Origin of the sequence: Streptomyces sp. SID9727, from assembly GCF_010550605.1 — a bacterium.
Taxonomy (GTDB): Bacteria; Actinomycetota; Actinomycetes; order Streptomycetales; family Streptomycetaceae; genus Streptomyces.
This window is the reverse complement of sequence record NZ_JAAGNI010000400.1, coordinates 1-833: the sequence shown is the minus strand read 5'-3', so window position 1 is coordinate 833 and position 833 is coordinate 1. Positions and strand designations below refer to the sequence as shown.

The 833-nt window shown below is 78.0% G+C and carries 1 protein-coding gene; it reads right to left on the bottom strand.

Annotated features, from left to right (window positions below; genetic code table 11):
- Positions 1–833 (bottom strand): SAV_2336 N-terminal domain-related protein (locus G3I41_RS28030; RefSeq protein ID WP_275408453.1); only part of this gene is annotated, 833 nt, incomplete at both ends.

Below are 833 nucleotides of genomic sequence, written 5' to 3'. Positions count from 1 at the left end.
CCCCGGTGCCGGAGAGCAGCCGGGCCCAGGCGGCGAGCGCGTCCGCGACCGGGGGCAGCACCGGCACGGCGAGGGCGCCGGGATGGGCGGGGCCCGTGCCGGCGTCGCCGGTGACCTTGAGGAGGGTGGCCCCGGCGGGACCCTCGCCCCGGGTCAGCGAGCCGAAGGTGACCGGCAGCCTGGTCCGGTTCCACATGCGCTGCGGCAGCGGCTGGAGCACGGCGACCGGGGCGAGCCGGGCGAGCTGGTGCAGCAGCCGGTGGGCGTGTCCGGTGCGCCAGAGCGGGCCCGCGCAGTCGCTGACCACGACGGTCACCCGGCGTCCGGTGGGGTCGCTGAGCCGGTCCGCCGAGTGCAGCGGGGCGGCGGCCGGGTCGGGGCTGCGGCTGACCGTGCAGGCGCCGTCAGGGCCGGGGTGCAGGTAGCGCATCTGCACGTCGCGGAAGGCCCCGATCTGGGCGAAGATCTGCTGGAGCTCCTCGAACAGCCGGTCCCAGACCAGCATCGAGGAGGAGGCGTCCATCACGCACTGCACGATGGCGTCGCCGCGCCGGACCCCTCGGAAGACGGGCATGACCACGCCCCCGGCGCGGGCGCTGCGTTCGGCGGTCGCCGTCTCGTCCAGGACGCGGCGCAGCGGCGCGGAGGCCGGGCGGTAGCGCTGCAACGGGCGCAGTGCGCGGGTCAGTTCGAGGGGCGAGGGCAGTACGGGCGCGGCCGGTACGCCGAGGGGCAGCACGGCGGCGTGGGCGTCCGCGCCGGGCCGGATGTCCTCCGGGTCCGGTGCCGCGTCCGGGTCGCCGGGCCGCGTGCGGCCGGGGACGGGGTGCAGG